Source organism: Ottowia thiooxydans DSM 14619, assembly GCF_000422885.1.
Taxonomy (GTDB): Bacteria; Pseudomonadota; Gammaproteobacteria; order Burkholderiales; family Burkholderiaceae_C; genus Ottowia; species Ottowia thiooxydans.
In genome coordinates this window covers 111,886-126,022 of sequence record NZ_AUGX01000011.1, presented here as the reverse complement: position 1 = coordinate 126,022, position 14,137 = coordinate 111,886, and the positions used below count along the sequence as shown (strand labels likewise).

14 protein-coding genes are annotated in these 14,137 nt (G+C 57.6%); 3 read left to right on the top strand and 11 right to left on the bottom strand.

Features of this window, described 5'->3' with window-relative positions:
• Nucleotides 1–7: 7 nt before the first annotated feature.
• Entirely contained in the window at nucleotides 8–1,177 is a 1,170-nt protein-coding gene (locus G518_RS0110015) for a thiolase domain-containing protein (RefSeq protein ID WP_028602419.1), read from the bottom strand.
• Nucleotides 1,178–1,268: 91 nt separating this feature from the next.
• Here G518_RS0110015 and G518_RS0110010 point away from each other — a divergent pair, with 91 nt between their 5' ends.
• Nucleotides 1,269–2,003, top strand: coding sequence for an IclR family transcriptional regulator (locus G518_RS0110010; RefSeq protein ID WP_028602418.1), 735 nt, complete (start codon nucleotides 1,269–1,271; stop codon nucleotides 2,001–2,003).
• 76 nt (nucleotides 2,004–2,079) lie between these two features.
• Here the strand turns inward: G518_RS0110010 and G518_RS0110005 are convergent, their stop codons facing one another.
• The 4 genes from G518_RS0110005 to G518_RS0109990 form a co-directional block, all read right to left on the bottom strand.
• Nucleotides 2,080–2,493: a cupin domain-containing protein gene (locus tag G518_RS0110005; RefSeq protein ID WP_028602417.1), complete on the bottom strand. Its 414-nt coding sequence runs from the start codon at nucleotides 2,491–2,493 to the stop codon at nucleotides 2,080–2,082.
• A 37-nt stretch (nucleotides 2,494–2,530) separates the two neighbouring features.
• Complete coding sequence (locus G518_RS0110000) at nucleotides 2,531–3,904, bottom strand: NAD-dependent succinate-semialdehyde dehydrogenase (protein ID WP_028602416.1); 1,374 nt, start codon at nucleotides 3,902–3,904, stop codon at nucleotides 2,531–2,533.
• Between the two features lie 53 nt (nucleotides 3,905–3,957).
• Nucleotides 3,958–4,929, bottom strand: coding sequence for a Bug family tripartite tricarboxylate transporter substrate binding protein (locus G518_RS0109995; RefSeq protein ID WP_245597939.1), 972 nt, complete (start codon nucleotides 4,927–4,929; stop codon nucleotides 3,958–3,960).
• A gap of 70 nt (nucleotides 4,930–4,999) precedes the next feature.
• Nucleotides 5,000–5,791, bottom strand: coding sequence for an SDR family NAD(P)-dependent oxidoreductase (locus tag G518_RS0109990; protein WP_342663763.1), 792 nt, complete (start codon nucleotides 5,789–5,791; stop codon nucleotides 5,000–5,002).
• 127 nt (nucleotides 5,792–5,918) lie between these two features.
• Between G518_RS0109990 and G518_RS0109985 the strand changes: the two genes are divergently transcribed.
• A complete protein-coding gene (locus tag G518_RS0109985) occupies nucleotides 5,919–6,842 on the top strand; it encodes a LysR family transcriptional regulator (RefSeq protein WP_028602413.1) in 924 nt (307 codons plus the stop codon).
• Between the two features lie 88 nt (nucleotides 6,843–6,930).
• Here G518_RS0109985 and G518_RS0109980 read toward each other — a convergent pair whose 3' ends face one another.
• The 3 genes from G518_RS0109980 to G518_RS0109970 form a co-directional block, all read right to left on the bottom strand.
• On the bottom strand, nucleotides 6,931–7,890 hold the full coding sequence (locus G518_RS0109980) for a Bug family tripartite tricarboxylate transporter substrate binding protein (RefSeq protein ID WP_036594229.1): 960 nt from the start codon (nucleotides 7,888–7,890) through the stop codon (nucleotides 6,931–6,933).
• A 64-nt stretch (nucleotides 7,891–7,954) separates the two neighbouring features.
• Nucleotides 7,955–9,283, bottom strand: coding sequence for a fumarylacetoacetase (fahA, locus tag G518_RS0109975; protein ID WP_036594224.1), 1,329 nt, complete (start codon nucleotides 9,281–9,283; stop codon nucleotides 7,955–7,957).
• 24 nt (nucleotides 9,284–9,307) lie between these two features.
• Nucleotides 9,308–10,099 carry a 3-hydroxybutyrate dehydrogenase gene (locus tag G518_RS0109970; RefSeq protein ID WP_028602410.1) on the bottom strand — a complete coding sequence of 264 codons (792 nt, stop codon included), beginning with the start codon at nucleotides 10,097–10,099 and terminating at the stop codon, nucleotides 9,308–9,310.
• A 131-nt stretch (nucleotides 10,100–10,230) separates the two neighbouring features.
• On the opposite strand from G518_RS0109970, the gene G518_RS0109965 reads away from it, so the two are divergent.
• A complete protein-coding gene (locus G518_RS0109965) occupies nucleotides 10,231–11,133 on the top strand; it encodes a LysR substrate-binding domain-containing protein (RefSeq protein ID WP_028602409.1) in 903 nt (300 codons plus the stop codon).
• A 177-nt stretch (nucleotides 11,134–11,310) separates the two neighbouring features.
• Here G518_RS0109965 and G518_RS34580 read toward each other — a convergent pair whose 3' ends face one another.
• The 3 genes from G518_RS34580 to G518_RS0109950 all read right to left on the bottom strand — a co-directional run bounded on the left by G518_RS34580 (nucleotide 11,311) and on the right by G518_RS0109950 (nucleotide 13,894).
• Nucleotides 11,311–11,751: a GAF domain-containing protein gene (locus G518_RS34580; protein WP_036594297.1), complete on the bottom strand. Its 441-nt coding sequence runs from the start codon at nucleotides 11,749–11,751 to the stop codon at nucleotides 11,311–11,313.
• A gap of 372 nt (nucleotides 11,752–12,123) precedes the next feature.
• Complete coding sequence (locus tag G518_RS0109955) at nucleotides 12,124–13,059, bottom strand: LysR family transcriptional regulator (RefSeq protein ID WP_028602408.1); 936 nt, start codon at nucleotides 13,057–13,059, stop codon at nucleotides 12,124–12,126.
• 40 nt (nucleotides 13,060–13,099) lie between these two features.
• Nucleotides 13,100–13,894, bottom strand: coding sequence for a crotonase/enoyl-CoA hydratase family protein (locus G518_RS0109950; protein WP_028602407.1), 795 nt, complete (start codon nucleotides 13,892–13,894; stop codon nucleotides 13,100–13,102).
• Nucleotides 13,895–14,137 lie beyond the last annotated feature (243 nt).

The following is a 14,137-nucleotide window of genomic DNA, read 5'->3' as shown; positions in this document are numbered from 1 at the left end:
CTGGAGATCACTCCCGTTCCAAAATTAGGGTGGCGCTACCGTGCCGCGTGGCTAACATACCCCCCGTACCCTGGGCTAACGCAAGAGAACAGTTCGCCACTTGAACAGCAGGATGGGCTTCACCCCGAAGTTGACGAACTGCCTCAATCACTTTCGTCATGCCTCCGCGGTTGCCAGGATGGTTGTTGCATAGTCCCCCACCATCGGTGTTGACCGGAAGGCGCCCTACGCCGGAAATCAGGTTGCCATCTGCGACGAAATCCCCCCCTTTGCCTGTAGCACAAAAACCCAAATCTTCTAGCTGCATCAACACGGTGATGGTGAAGCTGTCATAGATCGACGCGTACTGAATGTCCTGCGGTGTGACACCGGCCTCAGCGAAGGCTCGGGCGCCCGACCACTTCGCCCCCGAGTACGTGAGATCAATGTCCCCTCCATTGGTGTGTTTTACGGTCTCGCCAGTCCCAAGAATCTTCACCCGCGGGCGATTCAACTTCCTCGCAATCTCGGGCCTGGCTATGACGAGAGCGCCTCCACCATCACTCACAACACAGCAATCCAAACGGTGCAAGGGGTCTGCCACCATTGGTGATTGAAGTACCTCGTCAACCGTCACCAACTTGCGAAGCATCGCGTTCGGGTTGTGTTGCGCATGATGTGATGCGGCCACCTTGATCCAGGCAAGCTGCTCACTCGTTGTGCCGTACTCATACATGTGTCGCCGGGCGCACAAGGCGTACCCGTTGGCATTGGCAATGCCGTATGGAAACTCCCACTGGAAGTCGGGCTGGGAGGGATTTCTCACCCGGGGAGTCGTGCCTGTCGCGACTCCTTCGCTACGAGGGCGCCCTGCCAAAGTGATCAGCGCGACGTTGCATTTCCCCGCAGCGATAGCCTGGGCCGCATGGGATACCAATGTGATGTAGGACGCTCCGCCAATGTCTGTCGAGTCGACATGACGAGGTCGAAGGTTAAGGTATTCGACCATGGAGGTCGGCCCCATGCCGGGGGCATCTGCCGAGCAAAAGTACCCGTCTACGTCGTCCTTCGTCAACCCGGCATCCACCAGCGCGCCGTGTGCGACTTCCGCGTGCAGCTGAGCCACCGACGTGTGCGGCGCCTTGCGGGTGGGATGCTCAAAGGCGCCCACGATGTACGCCCTTCCATGTATGCTCATCTCATTCCTCAAATAAATAGAAGAGGTTTCTATTTTTTTGAGTATTAGAATTTCATATCAATCCGATGTCAACCACTAAAACGCTCACACGATGACAAAAAGCGTCAAACCCGAAAAGGCCGAAGGTGTCGCTGCAGTCAACCGCGCGCTGGCAGTGCTGCAGGCATTCGAGCACGCACCGGAGGGCCAATCTCTGGCTGTCCTGGCAACGACCACAGGGCTCTACGAGAGCACTATCTTGCGATTGCTGGATTCTTTGATCGCCGCTGGATTCGTAAAGCGCCTCTCTGATGGGCGTTACGTGGTTGGCCCCAAGGTGCTTCCACTTGCGGAGATGTATCGCCAGTCGTTTCGCCTGGCTGATTTCGCGTTGCCGCTACTGCGACAACTCGCTGCGGATTCGCAGGAATGCGCGGGGCTGTATGTTCGGGAGGGAGACCGGCGCGTGTGCTTGCATCATGTGCAGCCGCAGCGCACTGTGAGAACACATGTGCTGGAGGGTGAAATGTTCCCGCTCGACAAGGGCGCGGCAGGCCGGGTGATTCTCGCGTTGGATGAGGCGATGACAGGCAAGCCCTACGACCAGATCCGCAAGCAAGGGTACGCGGTGACCAGCAAGGAACGGGATCCTGAAAGCGCAGCGATTGCGTGCCCGGTTTTTGCACGCGGAACCAGGCTTCTGGGCGCTATCTCGCTGGTGATTCCCTTGTACCGGTTTTCGCCAGCCGCAGTGGAACGCTTATTGCCCATGGTGCAGCGTCAAGCGCTGGCCCTTACGCATGACCTCGGCGGCATCTCCCCATACGCCGACCGTGAGCTTGGATGAGTTGGCTTAAAAAGCAACCGAATTCAGCGCGCTATGGGGTGCAAGTTCAGGCTGGAGATCTTGCTACGCGGCTCCGCTAGGCGCTGTGCTCAAGCGAGATGGGGCGGGTTTCTCCGGTTTCCACCAGCGTCCGACTCGCGTTCATCGACCCGTAAATCCACAGTATCTTCATGGGGTTTGTCGATGACGCATTCCGAAATCTATGAGGAACGTTTGGCGGAATGAAGGTGACATCGCCTTGCTTGACGGGGATGGACTGGCCGTCAATATCAAAAATGGCATCGCCTGCAATGAGAACCACACTCTCTTCTGTATTGTGGTGGTGAAAGGGGATCTCCGCGCCTCCGTTGAACTCTGTGTATCCGGTGATAAATGCTGTGGCACCGATCGATTTCCCAACCAAGGGGGTCGTTCTAGCGCCACCGCCACGGTCGTGAGATTTGATGGTGTCGGGTTGAAGAAGAACAGAGTTTGAACTAGTAGTGATCATGTGTGGGTGCTCCTATTGAAGGTTGTTTTCGAGATCGTCACTGCTGTGCGGGGCCTATCCAGAGTGTTTTGATGTTGCTGAACTCACGTATCCCAAACTCGCCCAATTCACGTCCGTAGCCAGATTGCTTGACGCCCCCAAAAGGAAGTCGCGGATCCGAGGCTACAAGTCCGTTGACAAACACTGCCCCAGCTTCTATTTGCAGAGCCAGTTGCACGCCATGCTCCACGTTTGAAGTCCAGATCGATGCACCCAGGCCAAACTCTGTGTTGTTGGCTAGAGCGACTGCGTCATCCGCACTCCGAACTCGCATCACTGCTGCAACCGGCCCGAAAGTCTCCTCGGTCGCGGCGGGCATGGAGTCAGAAACATGATCCAGCACAGTTGGCTCGTAGAAGAACCCAGGCCCTTCCACGAAATGGCCACCCTGAGCCAAGACAGCGCCAGCCTCAAGAGTGCGCGAGACCTGAGCATGCAGCTCTTCTCTCAAACTTGCTCGCGCCATGGGCCCGACTGTGGTCTCCCGGCTGAGAGGATCCCCCACTTTCAGCTTTCGAACTCCTTCGCAGAAAAGTTCTACGAAGCGGTCCGCGACGTCTTCTTGCACGATGAAGCGCTTTGCAGAGATGCAGCTTTGGCCCGTGTTGGAAAAACGCGCTTTGACAGCTGCCGCGGCCGCCGCTTCAAGGTCGGCATCTGCCAACACGATGAAGGGATCGGACCCACCGAGTTCCAACACCTGCTTTTTCATGAGGCTTGCTGCTTGCGACGCAACTAGTTTGCCTACAGCCGTTGACCCGGTCAATGTAACTGCTGCAACGCGGCTATCTGACAAGACGGAGCTAACCGTTGAGGCATCAATGAGAAGCGCACTGACCAAACCTTCGGCAGCGCCCGCTTCGCGAAAAACTGCCTCCAACGCTAGAGCACATTGCGGAACGTTGTTCGCGTGCTTAAGCAAAGTGGCGTTTCCGGCGGCAAGCGCCGGTGCGGCAAAACGAATGAACTGCCAGAAGGGGTAGTTCCAGGGCATAACAGCGAGAACCACGCCCAGCGGGGAGAAGACCACCCTGCTTTCGCTCGCATTGCTCTTGACGGGTATGTCTGCCAAATAGGCTAGCGCGGCTTCTGCGTAGAAATCACAGGTCCAGGCGCACTTCTCTATTTCAGCTTCAGCCTCGACGATTGGCTTACCCATCTCTTGCGTGATCAGGTTCGCAAAGTGATGCTTATTTTTCCGGAGCGCAATAGCCACACTTGTGAGCAGCCGAGTGCGTTCCTGAATGGGAACTTTTGCCCAATTCCGTTGCGCTAAAAATGCAGCGGAGAGCGTGGCCTCCAGCGCCTCTGTAGTTTGCTCACTGTACTCGCCGAGAGGCTGGCCAGTTGCGGGGTTCAGGGTGGTGATCATTTTTCAGCTAGCAGATAGACGTGAGAATGAAATAAATTTCGAAACAACACGTCCTAGTCAATTGAGATCACCTTCTGACGGATCAATTCTCCCAAGATATCCGAGTCCTTCTTGAGCCGTGCAGCAAACAATTCCGGAGTGCTGTTCACAACGTCAAACGCATTCTCAGAAAAGCGTTTGACAATCTCTGGGTCGCGCAAGACCTCTTGTGTTGCTTTGATAATCTTGTTGCGCACTTCAGGGGGCATGCCTATTGGCGCGGACAATCCAACCCAAGTGGGATACTCAAGCCCTGGAATGAATTCGCTCAAGGTGGGGATATCTGGAAGCAGGCCTGAGCGCTTTGATGAGCCAACGGCGATCGCTCGAACTTTCCCTGAATTGATATGCGGTAGCAATACAGATACCCCGGCAAACGCAAAGTCAATATGGCCGCCCAACAGGTCGACGATCATTGGAGCCGCACCTTTATAGGGGACGTGCGTTGTCTGCAGTTTGCGCGCCAATGCCATCTGTGCACTGTTGACATGACCTGCGGAAGCGATTCCAGAAGTCCCGTATGTCGCTCCTGGATGACTCCGAAGGTAAGTGATGAGCCCCTCAAAGTTCTTGACAGGCAAGTCTTGGCGCACCACCAGAATCTGTGGTGTTGTCACCATCAAGTTCAAGTAATCGAAAGACTTGAACGTGTCATACCGCAGCCCTTTGATCGTCTGATGGTTACCGGCCTGGGTATCCAATGTCAACATCAACGTGGTGCCGTCCGGCTTAGCCCGCACCAGTTCGGCCGCAGCAAGTGACCCACCTGCACCTGGTTTATTTTCAACAACAATGGTCTGCCCTAGCTTTTCACCCAGTGCGTTGCTAATGGTGCGTGCGGTCTGATCCACAGCGCCGCCAGGGGCAAAAGGAACGAGCAGTCTGATCGGCATTGGCTGCGCACCAATCGTGCTTGTGACGCCTATGCAAGAAGCGATTAGAAGAGCACCAAAGGTGCGAGGATTGAGTTTCATTTTTGTCTCCAACGATTTCAAATTTGTACACGCCCACCCTCTCTGAAGATCTGGTGGCGATGACTTCGGGACGGCAAGAGTGTCAGGGCGTACTGGCGATCAGCCCCCCATCGACAACGATTTCTGTGCCCGTCACGTAGCGGCTTTCATCGGCGGCCAGGAAAAGGGCTGCATGCGCCGTGTCCCAGGCATCTCCCATGTATTTCATAGGGATCTGGTTGTTGCGCCGGGCCAAAAATCCTTCCGGGTCACCTTGCGAATATTTCGCCACCAAAGACTCCAACAGAGGCGTGTGCATCAGGCCTGGCACCACGCAGTTCAGGCGAATCCCATCTGCCGCATGAATGACGGCGGTGGTCTTTGTGAATTGAATCAAGGCCGCCTTGGCGGCGGCATAGGCCACTTGAGGTTTGCCCACGTAACGCAGGCCTGCCACCGAAGAAACACTGATGATCGATCCTGAGCGATTTTTCTGCATGATCGGAATCACATGCTTGCAAGCAAGGAATGCTCCCTTTAGATTGACTTGCATCTGAGCATCCCAAACCTCTTCTGTCATATCGACCGGGCCGCCCGGTTGCGAGAGGCCAACATTGTTCACAAGAATGTCAATGCGGCCATGAACTTCCATGCAGGCTTGGACGGCCCGTTGCACATCATCTGCCTTGGTTGAATCGCATTGAGCAACGTCAATATGAAAGCCCTCTTCGTGCATTCTCGTTCTAGTGTCATCGGCATTTTCCAAACGCAGATCCGTGCCGAAGATAGAAGCACCCTGGCGCGCCATGAGCACAGCCATCGTTCGCCCGTTTCCCCAGCCTGGCGCCACTGAGCCACATCCCATGATGAGTGCCACTTTGTTCGTAAGCTTCAACAATTCTCTCTCCTTGCTTGCACTGATCTTTTTCTCGGCGACCAGTGTTTTGTTTGATGGCCAGAATGTATGCGGGCACAATTGATTGGTGAAATTCTTTTTTTTGATCCATTGATAGAGGTAGTGCATGAATGTCACTCCACGCCAGTTACGCATCTTTCTGGCTCTTGCCGAGTCTTTGAACTTCAGTCGAACCGCCGAGAAATTCTTCGTGACGCAACCGTCTCTGAGCAAAGCGGTGAAGGATCTGGAGGACGAGCTTGGAATCACGCTCTTCGAACGATCGACTCGTTCAGTACGTCTGACGGCGGCAGGCGGGCGCCTTACGGCTATTGCACGACGCGTGGTGGGCGAGTTCGACAGCGGTATAGAAAGGCTTCAAAGCCAAGCTGAGCATGAATTCCATCAACTTGCCATTGCAGCGTTGCCTTCGGTTGCCAATAGCTTGCTCCCCACCGTTTGTGCTCGACTAGAAGAGAAATTCGGCAACCCAAAGTTCACTATCTATGACGGAACCAACGCCTCCAGCATTCAGCGTTTGCTGACGTATGAGGTGGATTTCGCATTGGCGTCTGCTGCTCCTTCACACGCGGAACTTGAGTACGAGGAAATCCTGCGCGACCGCTTTGTTCTTTTGGCTCCTGAAACGTGGAAACACGTCAAAGCCCGTACTCGGATGGAGGACCTCGTTAACCTGCCTCTAATTAGTGGAACCGACGCGAGCACGGCCAAAGAATATGTGAAGGCGGCGTTGCTTCAGCGCGGGCTGGTGTTCGAACCAAAACTCTCTTTGGACCAAGTGGGGACCGCGGCCGGATTCGTGCGCGAAGGCTTGGGCATCATTGTTCAGCCGTATCTTGGAATACTGCCCTTGCTAGACCTCAAGGGCATGCGCATGTGCCGAATCATTGATGGGCCTATCCGCTCTGTGGGAATCGTTCGCAGAAAGGCATCACCCTTGTCATCCATTGCGGAGCAAGGGGTTGCGGAAGCCAGGCAAGCTGCTCAGAAACTAATTCGGCAATTTCCTGCCTGGATTCTCTCGCCGTGACATGGCACCAGGGATGTGCGCCCCAACACCAATGAGCGCCCCGGCTGTGGAGCGCTCACGGTGCCGCGTCAAGTGCAAACCTTATCGCTTACTTGACCGTCTGGGCGAGCTTCTTGAGAGCGTCGCGCTCGCCGTTGTATATCTGGCGCGCGTAGTCGGTGTAGGCAGCTTGATTCATGTGCTGGGGCACTAAGCCCATCTTCTTGATCGCGGCCTGGAATTCAGGGTCGGCATGGGTGGCCGTGATGGCGTCGTCGAATCGCTTGACTACCGCTTTGTCCATTCCTTTGGGACCCGCGAAGCCCACCGGTGACGTGTGAACCACCGCGTAGCCTTGTTCCTTGAGAGTCCGTACATCTGGCAGATCCGCCGTTCGCTGATCTCCGAGCGCAGCCAACACACGCATCTGGCCAGCAGCCACATAGGGCAGAACGGTACTAGCGCTCACGATGGCCTGCACATGGTTGCCCAACAGGGCGGCGATCGAATCGGCATCGCCCTTGTAGGGAATGTGGGTCCAGTCCGCGCGTGCCAGCTCGCCTAGTTGCGCCATCGCGATATGCTGGCTGCTGTAGGCCCCTGGCGTGCCGTACGAGACGGGCCCTGTCTTGCGACGGGCATACTCGATCAACTCGTCCAACGACTTCCACGGGGACGAGGCATTGACGACGATGTAGAAGTTGAAACCAACAAGGCTGCCAAGATAGGTCAGATCCTTCATGGGATCGTAGGGTGTTCCGGTGATATGGGGCATGCGGAAGACACCGATGGGCACCATGGTGATGGTCTGGCCGGCTGGGTCGGTGCTCAGCATCTGCACGGCGCCCAGGGTGCCGTTGGCGCCAGGCTTGTTCTCTACGACCATAGGCTGGCCAAGTTTCTTGCCGACCGATTCTGCAAAGGCCCGACCATACTGGTCAGTGACGCCACCAGCCGAATAAGGCACGATGAGCTTAATGGCTCGCGCCGGCTGACTTTGCGCTAGCGCCGGTGCGCCAGCCATCGTCAGCCCGAGGGCGGCAAGAACGCCAATCAACATTCGCTTCATGTTCTAGTCTCCTTGAATACCGGCAACATGGGCCGGTCCATTTTTATGAAAGAGCGTGGACCGTTCAACCCACAACAGTCCCTCGGCATTCGCCGAAGCCTATCGAGACGAATCCATCACGCCGGCACTCACCCCGCATGACAACCTCGTCCCCGTCCTCCAGGAATGCGCGAACCTCGCCATTAGGCAAATGGATCGGCCTGCGCCCGCCTTCAGTCATTTCCAGCAGACACCCACAGTCCTTTCCTTGCGCCATAGAGATCGTGCCGGTACCCAACAGGTCACCGGGTCGCAGGTTGCATCCGCCGACAGTGTGGTGAGTGACCATCTGGGCCGGCGTCCACCACAGCGCGGTCGAACGCCCCTCTGACAGCAGGCAGGCCTCAGCACCTTGCTCACGCATGGCACGTGTGAGCAGATACACGCGAAGGGCGATGTCGATACCCCCACGACTCTCGTCCTCGTCATCGTGCAGATATGCCAACGGTCGAGGATCTTGCGCGTCACGAGGCATCCGGGGGGAGCGAAACGGCACCATCGCATCGCTGGTCACCACCCAGGGTGAAAGTGATGTCATGAAGTTTTTCCCCTGGAACGGTCCCAGTGGAAGCGACTCCCAGGCTTGTATATCGCGCGCAGACCAATCATTAAGCAGTCCGTAGCCGGCGACATGTCCTGCGGCGTCGCGAATGTCGATGGACTGCGCCAGGTCATTGCCAGGGCCGATCCACAACGCCAGTTCCATCTCGTAGTCCAGCCGGCTGGTGTGCTGCAGGCGGGGACGCGGTTCGTGTGCTGACTCGTCGCGCACCTGGCTGCGAGGTCGTCGGACCGGCGTGCCCGAAGGTCGCAGCGTTGAGGCCCGGCCGTGGTAGGCCACCGGCAAGTGCTTGTAGTTCGGCTGCAGCGGCTGCTCTGGGCGGAAGATCATCCCGCAGTTCATAGCGTGATGAATGCCAGCGTAGAAGTCCGTGTAGTCACCCACCTCGGCGGGCAACAACATCTCGACCTTTTCTTGCTGTCGCAACAGTGAGGCACGCGCGGCACGGGCGCCGTGACCAGCTTCGCTGCTCGCGCTCAACAGGTCCGAGACGATGGCACGCAGCTGAGTGCGCGCACTGGCGGGCAACGCCATCCAATCGTTGAGCGTAGTGGCCCGGGCAGCCTGCTGAGCTCTCTCCGGCAACTGCGCCAGAAAGCCGGCGTCCGCAGCAGCGCGCAGATCCACCAACTCGTCGCCAATGGCCACTGCAATCCGTGTGCGCCCATCTTCTGAGAACACACCCATCGGGAGGTTCTGGATCGGAAATGCACCGTGGCCTACGGAAGATTCCACCCAACTGCTGAGTACGGGGTCATGCGTTTGATCACATGCGTCAATGCGTTTAGACATAGCGTCCTGCTTGTATGTAAATGCTCAGAGCGCGGTCGTTCCGCCGTCCATGGTCCATGCGGCACCACGCACCTCCTGCGCCTGCTCGCCGCACAGGAAAGCCACCATTGCCGCTAAATCCTCCGTGCGAACGAAGCGCCCGGAAGGTTGGCGCAGGCTTATCAGCATGCGAGTGGCGGCCTCGACGTCGATCTGCTCCCGCTGCGCCAACGCCTCCACCTGGCGCTGCACGAGCGCTGTGTGCGCCCAACCCGGGCAGATCGCATTGCAGGTGATGGCAGTGTCCGCTGTCTCCAACGCCACCGCTTTGGTCAGGCCAATCAAGCCATGCTTGGTTGCGTTGTAGGCGCTCTTTCCGGCACGCCCGCGTAACCCACTGATCGAAGCCACGTTGACGATCCGCCCCCAACCTCGCGCGCGCATGGCGGGCAGGCAGAGGCGGATGGTATGAAAACTCGCCGAAAGATTGACCGCCACCATATCGTTCCATATGTCGACGGGAAAGCTCTCGATCGCGCTGGTGTGCTGCATGCCGGCGTTGTTGACGAGGATGTCGATCGCGCCGCCGCCGTGCTGCTCGGCCTGCCGGATCAGTTGCTCGATCTCGGCCGGAACACGCATGTCGGCGCGCAGATAGCGTGCCACCACACCATGAGTGGCGGCGAGCTGGGCGGAGGCAGCGTTGCCCTCGTCCTGCGCAACGATGCCGCTGAGAAGGATGCCCGCACCCTCTCGAGCCAGACGCTGGGCGATCGCCAAACCGATGCCACTATTTCCGCCCGTTACCAGCACGGTGCGTCCCTTCAGATCCGCCATAAGTCTCCGTCGATGAACGCAGAGGGCGTTCGTTGAGGCGCGATTCTAGGTAGCGTTGTTTATGCTGTCCAATATAGAATTTCGCATCAATTCATATCACAGCGGTCTTAATTGGAAACGCCCTCTACGCTATGGAACTACGACACCTACGGAGCTTCCTCACCGTTGCGCAGGAGCTCAGCTTCACCCGAGCCGCCGAGCGGTTGCACATGGCCCAGCCGCCCTTGAGCCAGCGCATCCGGCAACTCGAGGAGGAACTGGGCGTTCAGCTATTCGAGCGCCACACCCGCCGCGTTACCCTGACCCACGCTGGCCAGACGTTCTACGCTGAGGTCGAAGGTCTCCTGGGTCAACTGAACCGAGCCGTAGACGCTTGCCAGCGGGCACATCGCGGTGAGATCGGTCAGTTGCGCCTGGGTTATAGCGGCCGTGCGAGCCACCTGCTGCTACCGAGGCTGCTACTCGCCTTTCGTACCCGGTTTCCAGAAGTAGCACTCGACCTTATCGGGCCACTACCCAGCGGTGCGCTCAGGACGAAGCTGCTGGAGGATCAGCTCGACGTCGCACTGTGCTTCCTGCCGCTCTCGCACCCAGCCATTGCCACGCGCAGCTTTGCCGACATCGAGTTCGTTCTGGCGTTGCCCGCCACGCACCCTTTGGCGCAGCAAGAGAGGATCGAACTATCCGCACTGGCGAATGAACCTTTTGTGGCCTATCCCTCTAACCAAGGGTTCTTGCTGCGCAGCAGCATGGACGCGGAATGCGCGCGCGCAGGATTTACGCCCCGCGTCGTCCGGGAGAGCGAAACCTCGCAAGTTCTGCTGTGCCTGGTCGCCGCTGGCACGGGCGTGTCCATCATTCCGCGCGAGCTGCAATACCAGGAGGAAATCGGGGGCATCGTCTTCAAGCCGCTCGGGCCCGGCGCGCTCCGACTCGCACATGGCATGGCATGGTTGCAAGACAACACCCATCCCGCGCTGAGCAACCTGCTCTCGCTTGACCTGCCTGAGCCAACCCAGCGGAACCTCGCTTAAGCCAGTGAGAGGTGGGCAGGCGGATGTCGATCACGGCGCCCAAACCGGAAACACCGCTGATGACCGTGGCCAACACTTCCGCAAGGCTCCTCTCGCGAGCCCGCGCTAGAGCGAGTCTTGCACGCGTTTCATGCTCTCCACGCCGTCGGAAGGGCTCTCCGGGATGTTGCCCGCGCCCTAAAGGTATCGCGGGAGTTCACGCGCCACCTTTTCCATAAACTGAAACTCTTCGTCGGTGACTTGCATCGGCGAGAAATCAAAGTGGCAGAACGTTCCAAGCAAGTCGACTCCATTTTTCATCAGAGGCAAGCCAACGTAGGCGTTCACGACGCCTTTGTAGGGATGGCCCAGGAGGCGCGAATCGTCAGACCCATCGTGGTTGAAGACGCCATCGCGCAGGACGAACTGGCAGAAGCTACTGCCAAGCGGCACAGCGAGAAGGTGTTCAGGCACTACTTCGCCCAATTTGTCGACGATCGCGACGTTCTTAAGCATGTCGCCCTCGAGGCGATAAACCGCTGTGAACCGATGAAGAACTCGCAGATTAAGCTGCTCCAGGCCTGCAGACAGCCCCCCTCTGAGCAGGGTGGCGCGTAGGCTTTGAAGGGCATTTTCCATACTTGAATGATATGCGTCTGTCACTGATTCGTGCGGTGCGGGCCAAATTAGTTTTTGGGCTGAATTCCAGGACATACCCGCAACTACGGTGCAATGAAAGCCCAAATGTGACGCCGTCGTTGGCGCCTTCACCACTGACGGATGCGCAAACGGGAAAAATCTACGACAGCCCCATCTATCGCGGTAATGCCGGCATTGCGCCAAGATTGCAGTCGACGCCATTTTCTCAACTCGACTGGCAATTCAGTGGCAATACCCGGGCCTGTCGAACCTGCACTCGATCACATAGCCATGGCGCTCCTGATACTGGTAACCACTGCGCAATGCAGTCAGGTTCAGGGATGCCTATTCCGTTTGGATCGCACGGCAAAGTTATTGTGGGCGCGCCGGCGGAAACTCACGAGAAGCAAGCTGGCGAAACCTGCTTGCGGCCGGGTTCTCCGTCTCGGCCATATAGGCCAACGCCAGCCCGATGGATGCGGCCGCTGGAAAGTCCACAAAAGGGCGATACACGATCTTGCTGCTGACATAGCGCTGCATGACCGAGGGCACAAGCGCCACACCCAGCCCGCTTTCCACCAATGCCAAGACTGTCTGAATCTGAATGGCTTGTTGTGTGACGCGGGGGATGAACCCAGCGTGCTGGCAAGCGAGCATGGCCGTGCTGTGCAGACCAGAGGCATGATCGGGGGCATACATGACGAACGACTCGCCGGCCATATCCGACAGTTTCAGCAACCTTTTGCCTGCCAAGGCATTGCCGCGTGGCAGCGCTGCGATGTATTCGTCGCGCTCAAGCTGCACCAGCGTCGCCCTGGATGTCTGCAGCAATGGCACACGGACGAGGCCAATATCGAGTGCATTGTCTTGAAGCTGCTGCATGATGGCCACCGACGTTGCTTCGCGCAGGATCAATTCAACGCCAGGATATTCCGCACGGAACAGGGGCAGCAGTTTTTGCAGCATCCCGTAGGTCGACGAGCCAACAAAGCCAATCTGCAGTATTCCTCCCGTTCCTTCCAGCGTTCCCTTGGCCGTTTCAAGGAGTTGACTTCCGTGAAACAACAGATTCTTCGCTTCCACCAGTACCGCCCGTCCGCTGGCCGTCAGCGTGACCCCCGTGGATTCGCGGGCGAATAGCTTGACGCCCAGCTCCGCCTCCAGTTTCTGAATCGAAACCGTCAGCGGCGGCTGCGCCATGTGCAGGCGCTCTGCCGCACGACGAAAATTAAGCGTCTCGGCAAGCGTGACAAAGTGGCGTATACGTCGCAGATCCATAGGTTTGGCGGTGTCGTTGCCGTCAAGCATAACGGAGCATCCTGCTACCACCACCTTGCCTGCACGCACCTCAGCCCTTGAAAACCGGGGGGCGCTTGGCCAAAAAGGCCGAGACAGCCTCCTTGTGATCATCCGTCTGATGCGACATCGCCTGAAAGGCCGAGGCCATTTCCAGCAGCGTATCGAGGCGCGTGTGCATGGCTTCTCGCAGCAGCCGCTTGGTCAGGCGCACGGCATGAGGTGGGTTGGCTGCAATACGCAAGGCCAGTTCATTCGCCATGGTCAGCAGTTTATCGGCTGGCACCACGCGTGACACCAGGCCCCAGTTCGCTGCAAGGTCCGGTCCAATGACATCCCCCGTGAAAGACATCTCGGACGCACGCGACATACCGATGATGCGGGGCAGCAACCAGGCGCCGCCGTCGCCCGGAATGATCCCCAATTTGACAAAACTCTCGGCGAATTTGGCATGCTCCGAGGCAATCCGGATATCACACATGCAGGCCAGGTCCAGCCCCGCGCCTATGGCCGCGCCATTGACCGCGGCAATCACAGGAACTTCGAGGTTGAACAAGGCCAGCGGCAGCCGCTGGATGCCGGTGCGGTATTCCTGGCGAATCTGCATGCCGCTGACTTCCCCCGAAGCCTGCCGCTCCATATCGCGGATGTCGCCGCCGGAGGAGAAAGCCGTGCCGGCACCGGTCAGGATGACGGCGCGCACGCTCCGGTCGTTGTGAATGCGATCTATCGCGGCCAAGAAGTCCGGCACGGCCGTATTGCCCGTCAGCGGATTGCGGCGTTCGGGCTCGTTCATCGTCAGCGTGACCACGTGGTCTTGCTGTTCGTACAAAAGAAAGTCAGACATGGGATGGGCCTCCTCAGGCTGTGTCATAGACCTCCAGCGTAGAGGATTTCAAAATCAACGTCCAATATCGTTATCAAACAAATCGATACCAAATTAGTATCGACTGAATTGTCAAAATTCTTAAATTGAGCTTGACTTATTGACATCCGATACCAAAACAATATCAATATTCAATTATTAAATATTGGACGGTATCAACCACTCCTCCTATTCTTGGCGTATAGAAATGGACAGGAGTTCCCC